A 15,025-nucleotide genomic window follows, 5' to 3' on the forward strand; every position below is an offset into this window, starting at 1 on the left:
GCCATGCTGGCGCTGCAACTGATCGCTGCTCTCCTGATTGACCGCTGGCTTGGCGAACCGGCCCGCTGGCATCCGCTGGTGGGATTCGGCCGTTGTGCCAACTGGCTGGAAGCGCGCTGTAATTACGGTGAGTCGCGCCGCCTGAAAGGCCTGTTGCTGGTGGTGTTGCTGGTGGTGCCCCCGGTGCTGCTGATTGCCGTGCTGACCCAGATACCGATTATCGGTGAGTGGATCGCCGTGCTGGTGCTCTGGTTTGCGCTCGGGCTGGAAAGCCTGAAGCGGCATATCCAGCCGATCCTGCGGGCGCTGTTGCGCGGTGATATGCCCGAGGCGCGGCGGCTGACCTCCTGGATCTGCAGCCGCGATGCCGCGGAGCTGGATGTGGAGCGCACCGCGGTGGAGTCCGTGCTGGAGAATGGCAGCGATGCGGTCTTCGGTGCCCTTTTCTGGTTCTGTATTGCCGGTGCGCCGGGGGCATTGGCGTTCCGCCTGATCAATACGCTGGATGCCATGTGGGGCTATCGCAGCGAACGTTTTCTTCACTTTGGCTGGGCCGCCGCACGGCTGGATGACCTGGTCGGATTGATTCCGGCACGGCTGACGGCGCTGAGCTACGCTCTGTGCGGCCACACCCGCCGGGCATTGCATTGCTGGCGGACACAGGCGCCGTTGCATGACAGTCCCAATGCCGGTCCGGTAATGGCAGCGGGGGCCGGTGCGTTGGGTGTGGAACTGGGCGGTCTGACCTGTTATCGCGGTGTCTGGGTCGAGAAGCCGTTGCTGGGTGAAGGAGACAAGGCGCAGCCGCGTGATCTGTCCCGTGCCCTGCATCTGGTCGATCGGGCACTGGGGCTGTGGATAAGCGTGATAGTGCTGCTGTCGGTGGCAGGGGGGCTGTGATGACGAAGCGACCGATTCAAGATATGCACAGCCGGACTGCGTCGATTGCGGCTGTTGATAAACAATACTCCGAAAACGTATCCCCAGCGCCTCTGCATGGTGGCCGCCTGAACGCGGCGGTGGCGCAGTACGGTATCCCGCGCGAGCAGTGGCTGGACCTCTCCACCGGCATCAATCCCGAGAGCTGGCCGGTGCCGCCGATCCCGGCAGAGGTATTCAACCGTCTGCCGGAAGAGGACGACGGCCTGCAGTCGGTGGCCAGCGAGTATTATGGCAGCCGGGACCTGCTGCTGGTGCCGGGCTCCCAGGCGGCGATTCAGGCGTTGCCCGAGTTGCGCCTGTCCCGGTCGGGTCGGGCCGAGGTCGGTGTGCTCTACCCCGGCTATGCCGAGCACGCCTTTCGCTGGCAGCAGGCGGGGCACAGGGTCAGTCTGCTGGAGTCCGGGCAGATCGAGGCCCGGCTGGACCGGCTGGACGTACTGGTACTGATCAACCCCTGTAACCCCAGCGGCAGGACCTTTTCGTACCAGCAGCTGCTTGACTGGCATGCGCGGCTGGTAAAGCGCTGCGGCTGGCTGCTGGTGGATGAAGCCTTCATCGATGCCACCCCCGAGCAAAGCCTGATCAGTGATCCCATGCCCGCCGGATTGATTATCCTGCGCTCACTGGGCAAGTTTTTCGGGCTGGCCGGGCTCAGGGTCGGTGCGGTCTGTGCCCATGCCGAGGTGCGCGATGCGCTGGCACATCGAATAGGCCCCTGGGCGCTCAGCCACCCGGCTCGCTGGCTGGCAAGGCAGGCGTTGGCCGATAATGTCTGGCAGCAGACCATGCGGGCACAGCTGGCATGGCAGCAGGCGCGGTTGCAGGCCCTGCTGACCGATACGCTGGGCGAGAAGGTGGCAGCGGTCAGCAGCACGGCGCTGTTTGCGACCGTCTTGACCGAACAGGCACCCCTGATCGAGCAGCGTTGTGCTCAGGCGGGTATCCTTGTCAGGCGGTTTGAGCAGCCGGCGGCGCTGCGCTTTGGGTTGCCCGGAGATGAGGGTGAATGGCAGCGGCTGGAAAGCGTACTCAACGAGATTCGACATGACTGATCGACAGAAGACTCTGATGGTGCAGGGCACCACCTCCGATGCCGGCAAAAGCACTCTGGTGGCCGGCCTGTGCCGGGTACTGCAGCGACGTGGCATCGCGGTGGCGCCGTTCAAACCGCAGAACATGGCACTCAACAGTGCCGTCACCGCCGAGGGGGGCGAGATTGGCCGCGCTCAGGCGGTTCAGGCTCAGGCCTGTGGATTACCTCCCCATGTGGATATGAACCCGGTACTGCTCAAGCCCTGCAGTGATACCGGTGCTCAGGTGATCATCCACGGTCGCGCGGTGGACAACATGGAAGCCAGGCGCTACCACGACTATAAAGCCATCGCCTGGCAGGCGGTGGCCGAGTCGCACCAGCGCCTGTGCGACCATTACGAAGCGGTGCTGGTGGAAGGGGCCGGCTCCCCGGCGGAGATCAATCTGCGTGATCGCGATATCGCCAATATGGGCTTTGCCGAGCGGGTGGATTGCCCGGTGATCCTGATCGCCGATATCGACAAGGGCGGGGTCTTTGCTCATCTGGTCGGCACCCTGGCGCTGCTGAGCGAGACCGAGCAGGCGCGCATCAAGGGCTTCGTCATCAACCGTTTCCGTGGCGACATTGCGCTGCTGCAGTCCGGTCTGGACTGGCTGGAAGACTATACCGGCAAGCCGGTGTTGGGCGTGCTGCCCTATCTGCACGGTCTGCATCTGGAAGCCGAGGACGCCATCAGCGAAGACCCCGATATCGAGCGTGCCGACAGGGTGCTGGATGTGGTGGTGCCGGTGTTGCCGCATATCAGCAACCATACCGACTTCGATCCGCTGCGGCTGCACCCGCAGGTACGGCTGCATTTTGTCGGTCCCGATCAGCCCAAGCCGCCTGCCGATCTGGTGATTCTGCCCGGCTCCAAGGCGGTCAGGCCCGACCTGCACTGGCTGCGGTCTCAGGGTTGGGAAGACTACCTGCAACGCCACTTGCGCTACGGCGGCAAGCTGCTGGGTATCTGCGGCGGCTATCAGATGCTCGGCCAGCGGATCGCCGACCCTTTTGGGCTCGAGGGCGAAGCGGGGGAAAGCGAAGGGCTCGGCTGGCTGCCGACCCGAACCACCCTTGAAGGCGAAAAGGCGCTGCGCAACGTGACCGGCCTGCTGACGCTGGTGGGGGATACTGTGCCGGTCAGCGGTTACGAGATCCACTGTGGCGTGACCGAGGTGGCTGAGGGCTGCCCCGTGCTGGTGAATCTGCAACATGGACCTGATGGCGCCTGCTCCGCGGATGAGCAGGTAGTAGGTACTTACTTGCATGGTCTGTTCGAAACCCCTGCGGTGACTCAGCTGGTGTTGCGCTGGGCCGGGCTGGAGGGGGCCGAAGCGCTGGACTATCACCAGCTGCGTGAGGAGGGTATCAACCGCCTGGCCGATACTCTGGAGCAGCATCTGGATCTGGATGCGGTGCTGGCGATGCTGGATCTGCCGCGGGAGAAGGCGGGCGCATGACGGCGTGGCTGCGCACCGGTGGTCTGTTACTGGCCTGCCTGCTGGCGATGCCGGTGCTGGCCGAATCACGGCCCCAGCGTGTGGTGTCGCTGGATCTGTGCATGGACCGGATGCTGGCGCTGCATGCTGACCGCGAGCAGGTGGCCGCGCTGTCACCGATGCACCTGCGCTTCCCGTTGCCCTGGCCATTGGAAGGCTGGCCCAGCCATGACGGTTCGCTGGAGCAGGTGTTCAGCCTCAAACCGGATCTGATTCTGGTCGGTCAGCACAATGCGCTGATGTTGCGTAAGCGCTTGCAAACCCTGCAGCAGCCGGTTCAACTGGTGACATTGCCACGCAGTCTGAGCGATATCGAAGCCTACGAACGCCGGGTACTGAACCTGATCGGGCGCAACCCCGCGGACGCCCAGCCGGCACCCGAGCCGCGTGAACCGGCCACCGATGCGCCACGCCTGTTGTTGCTTGGGCCCAACGGTATCGGTACCGGGCCGAACACCTTTGAAGACGAGGTCATCCGACAGGCGGGCTGGCGCAATTATCTCACCGGGGTACGCTATGAGCGGCTGGATCTGGAACGCGTGGTGGCGGACCCACCGGATGCCATTCTCTGGCACAGCCCGGATGCCGAAGCACTGGCAACCCGTTTTGCCGATCACCTGGCGTTGCGCCACAGCCTGACGGCGGAGCACTGGCTGCCCAAGGAAAACTGGCGCTGGCAATGCCCCGGCCCGTGGACCTGGGAGCTGATCGAACAGTTGCAACAAGCGTTACCACGCCCTCCAAACAATAAGAGGATGAGATGACCCCCGTACTGACCCTGTTGATGCTGCTGACCGCACTGGTATCGCTGCATGTGGGCTCCACCGATATCGCCGTGCTGGACGGACTCTGGCAGTGGCTGAACGGCACCGACAGCGCCGCCGCCATCGTCATTGGCGAAATCCGTCTGCCGCGCACTCTTTTGGCACTGACGGTGGGAGCCGCGCTGGGCCTCAGCGGTGCCGCACTGCAAGGGCTGCTGCGCAACCCGCTGGCAGACCCGGGGCTGACCGGGGCCAGTCAGGGCGCGGCGCTGGGTGCGGCCAGCGTGTTCTACTTTGGCCTTTTTCCAGCGGCGGGAGCCGCAGCTCCGGCACTGGCGGGGTTGATCGGCGCCGGTATCGCCATGTCGCTGATGCTGCTGCTGGCGGGCCCTTCGCGACAGGCGATGGTGATCATGGCGGGGCTGGCGATTTCCACCCTGACCGGCTCGCTGCTGGCGGCGGTGCTCAACTTTGCCCCTAACCCCTTTGCGTTGTCCGAGCTGGTGTTCTGGCTGCTTGGCTCCGTGTCCGAACGCGGGTTGGATCATCTGGGTATCCTGCTGCCAGCACTGCTGATCGGCGGCGGTTTGATCTGGAGTCAGCGCCGTCTGCTGCTGGGTTTGAGTCTGGGCGAACAGGTGGCCCAGAGCATGGGACTGTCCTACACCCGAGGCAGCCGGCTGATCATTCTCGGCGCGGCACTGCTGGTCGGTGCTTCGGTGGCGGTGGCGGGTGCCATCGGTTTTGTCGGCCTGCTGGTGCCCCATCTGGTGCGGCCGCTGGTGCGCAACCGGCCCGATCGTATTCTGATTCCGGCGGCACTGGCCGGCGCCATTCTGGTCTGTCTGGCGGATATCGTTGTGCGAGGCTTACCGCCGGGGCGTGAGCTCAAACTGGGGGTACTGACCTCGTTGATCGGTGCGCCACTGTTTATCTGGCTGGTGTGGCAGGAGCGCAAACGATGGCTCTGATTTCAATTGAACAGCTGCAGCTGGACAGCCGTCTGGCGGGCATCACTCTCTCCCTCAAGCCGGGTGAGCTGCTGGGCGTCATCGGTCCCAACGGGGCAGGCAAGTCCTCGTTGCTGGAATGCATCGCCGGGCTGCAGGCCTATGGCGGTCGCATTGCACTGGACGGCGAAGACATCAGCCGTTGTCAGGGCCTGAAACGGGCACGGCGTGTGGCGCTGTTGCCGCAGCGGTGTCAGAGCGCCTGGGCGTTGAAGGTGGCCGATGTGATCGCACTCGGACGTTTGCCCTGGGGCGATGAAGATGCGGGGCTGATTGCACAGGCTGCGGAGCAGACCGGCGTGGCCGAATGGCTGGACTCCCGTGTCGATCATCTGTCCGGCGGTGAGCAGGCGCGAGTCTGGCTGGCCCGGGTACTGGCCGGTCAGCCTGAGATCATCCTCGCCGACGAACCTCTGGCCAGTCTCGATCTGCATTATCAGCAGCGGGTACTGGAGCTGTTGCGCCAACATGCTCAGGGGCCGCGCAGTGTTATCCTGTCGATTCACGATCTGAATCTGGCAGCGCACTGGTGTGATCGGCTGGTGCTGCTCGACAGCGGTCGCGTGCACGCTTTGGGCACGCCGCAGGAGGTGCTGACCCCGGAGTCGATCCGGCAGGTGTATCAGGTCGAGGCGCAGGTTGATTTCAGTGGCGAACGCCCCTTGATCCGGGTGTTGGGATGACGGCTGGAAGCAGCCGCGAAACAGGTCCAGACAGGAGACTGAGATGAGTCATAATCTCTGGCAGTTCAGTGATGCCGAGCGGGAAGCGGTTTATCGCGCCATCCGTGAGCGCCGCGACATGCGCCATTTCAGCGGCGAACCGCTGGACCCCGAAATTCTCAAGCGCCTGCTGCAGGCCGCCCATCAGGCCCCCAGCGTAGGGCTGATGCAGCCCTGGCGCTTTATCCGCATCACCGATACCCGTTTGCGCGAACGCATTCGAGGTCTGGTGGAGCAGGAGCGTCAGGCCACGGCTGATGCGATGAACGAACGCGAAGCCGAATTCCTGCGCCTCAAGGTGGAAGGCATGGACAAGTGCGCCGAGGTGCTGGTGGTGGCATTGATGGATCAGCGCGAAAAACATATTTTCGGTCGCCGTACGTTGCCCGAGATGGACCTGGCCTCGGTGTCCTGTGCCATTCAGAACCTCTGGCTGGCGGCCCGCGCCGAAGGCGTTGGCGTGGGGTGGGTATCGCTGTTCGATCCGGATGCGCTGGGTGACCTGTTACAGATGCCCGCCGGCAGCAAGGCGATCGCTATCCTCTGCATCGGCCCTGTGGACAGGTTCTATGACCGTCCCATGCTGGAGCAGGAGGGGTGGGCCGAGGCGCAACCGCTGGCGGCCCTGCTGGCGGAAAACCGCTGGCCGGAGCAGGACAATGAGGAGGAGTTCCAGAGATGAAAATTACCGTATTCTGTGGTGCCCGTCACGGCGCCGCCCCCGTTTATCAACAGGCTGCAGTCGAGCTGGGACGCTTCTTTGCCGAACAGCAGATCGAACTGGTATTTGGCGGCGGTCATGTGGGGCTGATGGGAACCATTGCCGATGCCGTGCTGGACGCGGGCGGCCGCGCCCATGGGGTGATTCCGGAATACCTGCAGTCGAAAGAACTGGCCCATGATAGCCTGACGGCGCTGGAAGTGGTCCCGGACATGCATGCGCGCAAGGCGCGGATGGCGGAACTGGCGGATGCCTTTGTCGCCTTGCCCGGCGGTATCGGCACGCTGGAAGAGCTGTTCGAGGTCTGGACCTGGGGGCAGCTGGGCCATCATGCCAAGCCGGTGGTGCTCTATAACGTCAACGGTTTTTACGATCCGCTGCTGGCTTTTGTCGAGCGGATGCAGGATGAAGCCTTTCTGAAACCGGAGCATGTCGAGATGTTGCAGGTGGTGGACACGCCTGAGACATTACTGAAAGTACTGCAGGCGTATCAGGCACCGAGCGCCAAATGGTCCTGACTCAGGTCAGCCCAATCTCTAATCAACCCCGGTGGAGAACTCTGTGATTCGACTGATCCTCGGCGGCGCACGCTCCGGTAAAAGCCGGCAGGCGGAGCAGCTCGCGCTTGCTTCCGGACGTGACGTTTTCTATATCGCCACGGCTCAGGCCCATGACGACGAGATGCGTCAGCGCATTGAGCGTCATCGTGAAGAGCGTCCCGTTCACTGGCAAACAGTTGAAGAGCCGCTTGAACTGGCGGCCACCATACTGGCGCAGCAGGCACCGGATCGGTGCCTGCTGATCGACTGCCTGACCCTCTGGGTGACCAATCAGCTGTTGGATGGCGCTGACCTTCAGGCCGAGCGGGAGGCACTCTGTGCGGCGCTTGGCAATGCGCGTGGCGAGGTCATTCTGGTCAGTAATGAAACCGGCATGGGGGTGGTGCCCATGGGCGAGCTGAGTCGCCGTTTCAGTGACGAGGCGGGCTGGCTCAACCAGTCGGTGGCGGCTCTGGCCGATCAGGTGGTACTGATGGTGGCGGGTATTCCGATGGTGATCAAGGGACCGGCACTGGAGGTCGGTCGATGAGCTGGCTTGAGCAGGCGGTTAAACCCCTCGATAGAACTGCAGAGAGAGCGGCGCAGGAGCGCCAGCAGCAGCTAACCAAGCCGGCAGGGGCATTGGGTGTGCTGGAGCAGCTCGCCATTCGTCTGGCGGGTATGCAGGGCAGGGTTTGTCCGCGGCTGGAATCGGTCAGTATTGCCGTGTTCGCCGCTGATCACGGTGTCGCGGCCGAGGGCGTGTCCGCGTATCCACAGGCCGTGACAGCCGAAATGATTCGCAACTTTGCCCGTGGTGGCGCAGCCATCAGCGTAGCAGCCCGGGCATTGGGTGCCGAGCTGAGTGTCTGGAACCTGGGCACTGTAGTGGCACTGGAAACGCTGCCGGGGGTTGAGTCCAGGATCATTGCACCGCAGAGCAGCAACCTGTTGCATGAGCCGGCAATGACCGGAGCTCAGTTGCAGCAGGCATTGGATACGGGGCGCGAAGCGGTGCTGCGTTCGCCGACGGATCTGTTTATCGGCGGTGAGATGGGAATCGGCAATACCACGGCGGCAACGGCACTGGCCGCCATGCTGCTGGAGCAGCCGGTGAAGGAACTGGTGGGGCCGGGTACGGGGCTGGACAGTACCGGCATGGCCTTGAAGTGCCAGGTAATCGAGCAGGCATTGGAGCGGCACGGTAATTCGCGTGCCCCCCTGATGCTGTTAGCGTCACTGGGTGGCTTTGAAGTGGCGGCCCTGACCGGCGCCTATCTTGCCTGTGCACAGGCCGGCATTCCGGCATTGGTGGATGGGTTTATCTGTACCGTTGCAGCCTTGCTGAGCTGTCGCCTCAATCCTGCCGTGGCCGACTGGTTGCTCTTTTCCCATCACTCCGCTGAGCCCGGTTACCGGCTTCTGTCTCAGGCCCTGCCGTCTGCTCCGTTACTGGATATGGGCCTGCGCCTGGGCGAGGGCAGCGGTGCAGCCCTCGCCGTTCCGCTGCTGCGCATGGCGTGCCAGCTGCATGCGGAGATGGCGACCTTTGCCGAAGCCGCCGTGTCGGAGAAGGGGTCATGAGTGATCTGCGCATCGACCTGCTGCGCCATGGCGTGACCGAGCGGGGCAACTGTTTTCTGGGACGCACCGATGCCGCGTTGACCGCAGAGGGTTGGCAGCAGATGGAACGGGGGCTGGCCAGTATGGCGCCGGGCGATTACGAACGCATTTACTGCTCACCGTTGCAGCGCTGTGCCAGCTTTGCACGGGAATGGGCTGGCAGCTGCCGTTTAAACATCGACGAACGGCTGAGCGAATATGATTTTGGTGAATGGGATGGCGAGACCGCAGCCCAGATTCACGCCCGTGATCCGGATTCGCTGGGACGCTTCTGGCAGGACCCCTGGCATAACCCGCCTCCGATGGGCGAGTCGCTGGCGGATTTCTTTGCCCGTCTGGAGGATCTGGTCGACGAGCTTCAACGCCGTCATCAAGGCGCTGTGCTGCTGATCTGTCATGGCGGTGTTATTCGTGCCTTGCATGCCATCCTCAACGGCCTGCCGGTCAGTGAGATGTTCAACTACCCGGTGGAACATGGCAGCCTGCACTCGCTCAGGGATGCCCGCCGATGAGGGCTCACTGGCGGTCTTTCCTCTGCGCGCTGCAGTTTCTGACCCTGGTTCCGGTGCGTCTGCCCGGTGTCCCTGATGCGGCCACTCAGGCAAGGGCCGTACTCTATTATCCTCTGGTCGGACTGGTGCTCGGCGCCTCGTTCGCCGGACTGGCGACCCTGAGCCAGGGCCTGCCCGACGGTGTTCAGGCCGCATTGGTATTGCTGCTCTGGTGTGCCCTGACCGGCGGCTTGCACCTGGATGGGCTGGCAGACAGTGCCGATGGCTGGATGGGTGGCCTGGGTGAGCGCGAGCGCACCCTGAGGATCATGAAAGATCCACACATCGGAGCGACCGGTGCCCTGGCGTTGATGCTGCAGCTGCTGCTCAAGTGGAGCCTGTTGCAGGCACTGCTGGCCGGCAACAGCCTCTGGCCGCTGCTGCTGGCACCGGTGGTTGGTCGCAGTGCGGCGCAGTGGTTGCTGCTGACCACTGACTATGCCCGTCCCGGCGGGATCGCCAGCGGGTTGCGGCAGATACCGCATCAGCCGGTCTGGCTGACGGCCGCCGTGCTGGCCTGGGTGTTGCTGGGTCTGCACCCCTTGATGTTGCTGTTGCCCTTACTGCTGTTCTGGTGGCTGCGGCGGCTGATGCTGGCGCGTCTTCAGGGCTATACCGGTGATACCGCCGGAGCACTGATCGAACTGACGGAGGTTGCGTTGCTGGCAGCCGGGTTGGCGTTGATGTCACCGGCCTGATCCGATGAGGGGATCGGACCGGTCCTGATCACTTGTTCCTGTCGAGAGTCTTCTATACTGGAAGTATCGACGGGGGTGTGTCATGTCATCTTGCATCCGCGTGCTGCTTGCCCTGTGGCTGAGTCTGCTGCCCTGGGGCACGTTGCCAGCGGCAGAACCTCAATCCGACCCATCCGGGGCTGCAGCTGTCTGGCTGATGCGGCTGGAAGGTGTTGTGGGTCCGGCCAGCAGTGATTATCTGGTGCGTGGGCTGGAACAGGCCGCTGCGGCCGGTGCCCAGGCGGTCGTGCTGCAGATCGATACGCCCGGCGGACTGGACCTGTCGATGCGGCGGATGATTTCCGCTGTACTGGCCTCACCGGTCCCGGTGGTCGGCTATGTGGCCCCGAGCGGTGCTCGTGCCGCCAGCGCCGGTACCTACCTGTTATACAGTTGCCATATCGCAGCCATGGCGCCGGCAACCAATCTGGGTGCCGCTACGCCGGTGGCCATCGGTGGCCTGCCCAGCCTTGATCCTGAATCCGAAGATGAATCGTCAGCACCACGGCGCAGTGGCAGTGCCATGGAGCGCAAGATCGTCAATGACGCCGTGGCCTATATTCGCAGTCTGGCCGAACTGCGCGGACGCAATGCGGACTGGGCCGAACAGGCGGTGCGCGAGGGCAGCAGCCTGAGTGCTGAACAGGCGCTCGAACAGCGAGTGATCGATCTGGTGGCGCCAGATCTGGAGCAACTGCTGGCACAGCTGGAGGGGCGCGAGATCGAACTCGGTGGACGCCTGCTGCCGCTGCACCTGAGCTCGGCTCCTCGAGTCGAGTACCAGCCGGATTGGCGTACCGAGTTTCTCGCCGTTATCACCAATCCCAATGTGGCCTACCTGCTGATGCTGATCGGCATCTATGGTCTGATCTTTGAATTTTCCAATCCCGGCTTCGGCGTACCCGGCGTACTGGGCGTGATCAGCCTGATGATCGCGCTCTATGCCTTTCAGGTGCTGCCGATCAGCTATGCCGGTCTGGGACTGATGCTGCTGGGCATCGGCCTGATGGTGGCTGAAGCCTATGCCCCCAGTTTCGGCATTCTGGGCATCGGCGGCGCCATCGCTTTTACGGTGGGGTCGATCATGCTGATGGATACCGATCTGCCCGCCTACCGGATCGCCTGGCCGGTGATTATCGCCCTGGGCGTCAGTTCGCTGCTGGTGGCCTTCGGGGTCGTTGCCATGGCACTCAGAGCCAGAAACCGTCCGCAGACACTGGGTACAGATGCGGCATTGGGGCAGGTGCTGGCGATTGAGCAGTTACAGGATGAGCGGGCCATGGTGCGCTTTGAGGGTGAACTCTGGCCGGTGCACTGTGAGCAGCCGCTGACACCGGGTGACAGAGTACTTGTGACCGGCAGTGCCGGCCTGCATCTGTTGGTGGACAAACAGGAGACATAAGATGTTTGGTTTTCCCTATTTCATGACGACGCTGGCCGTGCTGGTGGTCGTGCTGCTGATCTCCATGTTCCGCATCCTGCGTGAATATGAACGAGGCGTGGTTTTCCTGCTGGGACGTTTCTACCGCGTCAAGGGGCCGGGTCTGATCGTTATCGTGCCGGTGATCCAGCAGATGGTGCGCGTGGACCTGCGCACGCTGGTGATGGATGTGCCGACTCAGGATGTGATCTCCCGCGACAACGTATCCGTGAGGGTCAATGCCGTGATCTATTTCCGTGTGGTCGACCCGGAGCGGGCGGTGATTCATGTGGAAAACTATCTGGAGGCAACCAGTCAGCTGTCACAGACCACCTTGCGTTCGGTGCTGGGTCAGCATGAGCTGGACGAGATGCTGTCGGAGCGTGACCAGCTCAACGTGGATATCCAGAAAATCCTCGACAAGCAGACCGATGCCTGGGGCATCAAGGTCGCTAATGTGGAGATCAAGCATGTGGACCTGGATGAAAGCATGATCCGGGCGATCGCCCGTCAGGCCGAAGCCGAACGTGCCCGTCGCGCCAAGGTGATCCATGCCCTGGGTGAGCAGGAAGCCTCGGAAAAGCTGCTGCTTGCAGCACAGACCCTGTCAAAACAGCCGCAGGCGATTCAGTTGCGCTACATGCAGACGCTGACCGAAATTGCCGGGCAGCACAGCCACACCATCGTTTTCCCGCTGCCCGTGGACCTGTTCAATCATTTGCAGGAGCAGATGCCCTCTCGTAAAACGGAGACAGCGCCCCGGCAGGAGTGACTGGAGCTGTTTTCCGTTTGTTTTGTGTGGCGTCATACTGAGCCGCAAATGCGTAAATACCGATGCAACCTGCCTCTACGGCCATGTGCATCAGAGGGCAAAAGATGAGCGAGGGCCTGATGCCGTCTGCAACGGAAACAGAACTCAGTCTCAGTATTGATCAGCTGGATCATATACTGGGTCTGCAACAGACCATTTGCAGTTTGGTTGCATCTGGCGCGCCCTTTCTCGACGTGATCAATGAAACCTGTCGTATGGCAGAACAGCTGTTGCCCGGCTCGGTGGCCTCGTTCATGCGTCTGGACGACCAGTCGGGTTTGATGAATGTCGTCGCGGCTCCGAGCGTTCCCGAAACCGGCCGTGAACGGCTGCAGGGGCTGCGCCCGGGACCTGCCAGCGGCTCCTGTGGCAATGCCGTGTATGGCAATGCACCCACCTTCGTATTCAATACCTTCGAGGACCCCCGCTGGACCGATCTTCGCGATCTGGCGGTGGATTTCAACCTGTGTTCCTGCTGGTCCATGCCGGTTCGAGATGAAGAGGGACGTGCGATCGGTTCCTTTGCGTTGTCCTCGTTCGAACACCGTCGTCCCTCGGGGTTTCATCGTCGCCTGCTGGAAGTGGGAGCCGCGCTGATTTCGATCGCGGTGCTCCGGCATGCCCAACATCAGCGCCTTGAAGCGGAGAAGGATGCACTGATCGAGCGGATGAAACAGGATGCGCTGACCGGACTGCCCAATGGGCAGAGTCTGGTGCAGGCATTGCGCCAGGTGCCGTCTTCATCCGTGTTGATCCTGCTGAATCTGAACAATCTGGGCCTGATCAATACCCGCTATGGTCTCAAGGCTGGCGACCACTTGTTACAGGCTTTCGGCCAGGAGCTGGCTCGTATCTCGGGACACGGCCGGGTGTTTCGCGGTAGCGCGGACGAGTTTGCCCTGCTCTACGATGAGCTTGAGCACCCGGAACAGGAGCTGGCACGTTTGCGGAAGCACTTTTTCAATGAGCCGGCCGAGCTGGAGGGAGCCAGTTTCTACCTGACCTTCAATGCCGGGGTCGCGCAGCAGGGCGAGGATCTGCTGCGTCGGTCCATGGTGGCACTCAAGCGTGCGCGGCTGAGGGGCAAGAACGCCACCCATGTCTATGACCCCGCGATTGATGAACCGGTCAAACAGCAGCAGGTCGATTACATCGGCTGGAGTGTGCGGCTGCACGAAGCGTTGCAGAACGGGGGAATCAGGGCCTGGTTTCAGGGCATCCGGGATAACCACGATGGTGTTATCCGCAAATGGGAGACGCTGGTTCGTCTGGAGCATGGCGGCGAGATCTTTGGCCCGGTGCAGTTTTTGCCTGTGGCTGAACTGACGGGCCTGATGCCGGTCATTACTCGCCAGATGGTTGAACAGGCGGTCAGCCTGCTGCAGCGGGTCGATGGCGAGGTGTCCGTCAACATTACGGAAACCGATCTGGAACTGGGCTACCTGCCCGATTTTCTCGAGCAGGAAACGCGTGCGCGGGGCGTGGACCCGAAACGCCTGATTCTTGAGATACACGAGGGCGTCAGCAGTGGCAGCAAGCAGGCCTTCGTCGAACAGCTACAACAGCTCAAGCGCAGCGGTTATCAGCTGGCCATTGACGACTTCGGAACCGAGTATTCCAACTTCGAGCGCATTCTCGAACTGGAGATCGATATGATCAAGGTGGATGCGAAGTACATTCGTAATATCCATCTGGATCCGACCAGCTATGAAATCGTGCGGGCCATCGTCTTCTTTGCGCGCAATGCCGGTATCCGAACGGTCGCCGAGTTCGTCCACTGCAAAGAAGTGCAGGCCATCGTGGAATCACTGGGCATCGATGCCTCTCAGGGCTTCCTTTTCAGCGAGCCCGAGCCCTTTCCGAGCGGGCATTGACCTCTCACCCTGTCCTGACCCGCTCAGGATTCATTGATCATCGTAGTGAATGACTGACAGCAGCTGGATAGGGACCTCCAGCAACTCTTCCGGTCCATGCGGAATTTCGGCGTCGAATGAGAGTGCATCCCCTGGCCCCATATCATACAGATGGTTGCCGTGACGGTAGCGGATCTGTCCCTTCAATAGATAGATGAACTCCTGCCCCGGGTGGGAAAAGGTCGGAAACACTTCGCTGGCGTCATCCATCGTAATCAGGAAAGGCTCGTAACTCTTCTTCTTGCCGCGGTGATAGCTGAGCAACTGGTAGGTATGACCCTTCTCGGTACCCCGACGGACCACTTCCATACCTTCACCGGCTCGGGTCAGCTGGGCCGTACCTTCAGGACGGTCATAGTCGGTAAACAGTTGTGAAATCGGCAGGCCGATGGCGTCACAGAGTCGACTGAGGGTATCCAGGCTGGTGGATACCTGGGCATTCTCGATCTTGCTGACCATGCCCTGGCTGAGCCCGGCAATGCGGGCCACATCGGTAATCTTCAGCCCCTGTTCGGTACGTTTGCTTTTGACGCGCATGGCGATGTACTGCTCAAGGCGCAGTCGTGGACTTTCTTCTTCTTTTTTCATGCTCGAATGCTCCTTCATTGTGCAGAGTGGTCCGTGCTGGTGCGCCCTGAAGCTCAATAGCACGGCATCTGATCAAACTTCAGCTCAATCTTAGAATATTCCCTTCAAGA

General features: G+C 62.1%; 16 protein-coding genes. 15 read left to right on the top strand and 1 reads right to left on the bottom strand.

Annotated elements, in window-relative coordinates:
- The first annotated feature begins 3 nt into the window (after positions 1 to 3).
- The 15 genes from cbiB (at position 4) to LN244_RS01085 (ending at position 14,288) form a co-directional block, all read left to right on the top strand.
- A complete protein-coding gene (cbiB, locus tag LN244_RS01015; RefSeq protein WP_239041006.1) occupies positions 4 to 900 on the top strand; it encodes an adenosylcobinamide-phosphate synthase CbiB in 897 nt (298 codons plus the stop codon).
- Positions 900 to 1,994: a threonine-phosphate decarboxylase CobD gene (cobD, locus tag LN244_RS01020; protein ID WP_239041007.1), complete on the top strand. Its 1,095-nt coding sequence runs from the start codon at positions 900 to 902 to the stop codon at positions 1,992 to 1,994. The genes cbiB and cobD overlap by 1 nt, the downstream gene beginning before the upstream one ends.
- Positions 1,987 to 3,477 carry a cobyric acid synthase gene (locus LN244_RS01025; protein WP_239041008.1) on the top strand — a complete coding sequence of 497 codons (1,491 nt, stop codon included), beginning with the start codon at positions 1,987 to 1,989 and terminating at the stop codon, positions 3,475 to 3,477. Before cobD ends, LN244_RS01025 begins: the two co-directional genes overlap by 8 nt.
- Positions 3,474 to 4,280 carry an ABC transporter substrate-binding protein gene (locus LN244_RS01030; RefSeq protein ID WP_239041009.1) on the top strand — a complete coding sequence of 269 codons (807 nt, stop codon included), beginning with the start codon at positions 3,474 to 3,476 and terminating at the stop codon, positions 4,278 to 4,280. Before LN244_RS01025 ends, LN244_RS01030 begins: the two co-directional genes overlap by 4 nt.
- The gene (locus LN244_RS01035) at positions 4,277 to 5,251 is read left to right on the top strand and encodes a FecCD family ABC transporter permease (protein ID WP_239041010.1); all 975 of its coding nucleotides are present in this window, start codon (positions 4,277 to 4,279) and stop codon (positions 5,249 to 5,251) included. The genes LN244_RS01030 and LN244_RS01035 overlap by 4 nt, the downstream gene beginning before the upstream one ends.
- Positions 5,242 to 5,973 (top strand): ABC transporter ATP-binding protein, encoded by a 732-nt coding sequence (locus LN244_RS01040; protein WP_239041011.1) that lies wholly within the window; start codon positions 5,242 to 5,244, stop codon positions 5,971 to 5,973. Before LN244_RS01035 ends, LN244_RS01040 begins: the two co-directional genes overlap by 10 nt.
- Positions 5,974 to 6,016: 43 nt before the next feature.
- Entirely contained in the window at positions 6,017 to 6,694 is a 678-nt protein-coding gene (bluB, locus tag LN244_RS01045) for a 5,6-dimethylbenzimidazole synthase (RefSeq protein ID WP_239041012.1), read from the top strand.
- Positions 6,691 to 7,251 (top strand): LOG family protein, encoded by a 561-nt coding sequence (locus LN244_RS01050; RefSeq protein WP_239041013.1) that lies wholly within the window; start codon positions 6,691 to 6,693, stop codon positions 7,249 to 7,251. Before bluB ends, LN244_RS01050 begins: the two co-directional genes overlap by 4 nt.
- A 43-nt stretch (positions 7,252 to 7,294) precedes the next feature.
- Entirely contained in the window at positions 7,295 to 7,822 is a 528-nt protein-coding gene (gene cobU, locus LN244_RS01055) for a bifunctional adenosylcobinamide kinase/adenosylcobinamide-phosphate guanylyltransferase (protein ID WP_239041014.1), read from the top strand.
- Complete coding sequence (gene cobT, locus LN244_RS01060) at positions 7,819 to 8,856, top strand: nicotinate-nucleotide--dimethylbenzimidazole phosphoribosyltransferase (protein ID WP_239041015.1); 1,038 nt, start codon at positions 7,819 to 7,821, stop codon at positions 8,854 to 8,856. Before cobU ends, cobT begins: the two co-directional genes overlap by 4 nt.
- Positions 8,853 to 9,407, top strand: coding sequence for a histidine phosphatase family protein (locus LN244_RS01065; protein ID WP_239041016.1), 555 nt, complete (start codon positions 8,853 to 8,855; stop codon positions 9,405 to 9,407). Before cobT ends, LN244_RS01065 begins: the two co-directional genes overlap by 4 nt.
- The gene (gene cobS / locus LN244_RS01070; protein ID WP_239041017.1) at positions 9,404 to 10,144 is read left to right on the top strand and encodes an adenosylcobinamide-GDP ribazoletransferase; all 741 of its coding nucleotides are present in this window, start codon (positions 9,404 to 9,406) and stop codon (positions 10,142 to 10,144) included. Before LN244_RS01065 ends, cobS begins: the two co-directional genes overlap by 4 nt.
- Positions 10,145 to 10,226: 82 nt before the next feature.
- Complete coding sequence (locus LN244_RS01075; RefSeq protein ID WP_239041018.1) at positions 10,227 to 11,585, top strand: NfeD family protein; 1,359 nt, start codon at positions 10,227 to 10,229, stop codon at positions 11,583 to 11,585.
- A 1-nt stretch (position 11,586) separates the two neighbouring features.
- Complete coding sequence (locus tag LN244_RS01080) at positions 11,587 to 12,375, top strand: slipin family protein (protein WP_239041019.1); 789 nt, start codon at positions 11,587 to 11,589, stop codon at positions 12,373 to 12,375.
- 104 nt (positions 12,376 to 12,479) lie between these two features.
- A complete protein-coding gene (locus tag LN244_RS01085; RefSeq protein ID WP_239041020.1) occupies positions 12,480 to 14,288 on the top strand; it encodes an EAL domain-containing protein in 1,809 nt (602 codons plus the stop codon).
- Between the two features lie 30 nt (positions 14,289 to 14,318).
- Here the strand turns inward: LN244_RS01085 and LN244_RS01090 are convergent, their stop codons facing one another.
- Positions 14,319 to 14,915 carry a helix-turn-helix domain-containing protein gene (locus tag LN244_RS01090; protein WP_239041021.1) on the bottom strand — a complete coding sequence of 199 codons (597 nt, stop codon included), beginning with the start codon at positions 14,913 to 14,915 and terminating at the stop codon, positions 14,319 to 14,321.
- Positions 14,916 to 15,025: the final 110 nt, after the last annotated feature.

Origin of the sequence: Marinobacterium sediminicola, assembly GCF_022343685.1 — a bacterium.
Lineage (GTDB): Bacteria > Pseudomonadota > Gammaproteobacteria > Pseudomonadales > Balneatricaceae > Marinobacterium > Marinobacterium sediminicola.